Raw genomic sequence first — 304 nt, forward strand, 5'->3', positions numbered from 1 at the left:
ATACATTAAAGAAGGACGGTCGAGAAATTCCCTTACATTTTGACCAAGATGCTAGTTTATCAGCCTTATTATTGGATGAAGATTATTATAATATATTGGTGCATGAAAAAGAAACCATTCAGGGGTATTTGGTATTGAGTAATTGTGGTCTATACTCTTCGAAAATCTCTTCAAACCACGTCAGCTTCACCTTGACGTACTCAAGTACAGCCTGCGGCTAGCTTCCTAGTTTGTACTTTGATTTTCATTGAGTATTATCAGTCACAGTGTACTTTCCCAGCATCAAGCCACTATAACTCTGCAC

At 37.8% G+C, this 304-nt stretch carries 1 protein-coding gene; it reads left to right on the plus strand.

Annotated elements, in window-relative coordinates:
• On the plus strand, positions 1–221 hold a 221-nt coding region (locus F1003_RS18545), incomplete at its 5' end, for a hypothetical protein (protein ID WP_202913908.1).
• Positions 222–304 lie beyond the last annotated feature (83 nt).

Origin of the sequence: Winogradskyella ouciana (assembly GCF_009709615.1) — a bacterium.
In the GTDB taxonomy this organism is placed as follows: domain Bacteria; phylum Bacteroidota; class Bacteroidia; order Flavobacteriales; family Flavobacteriaceae; genus Winogradskyella; species Winogradskyella ouciana.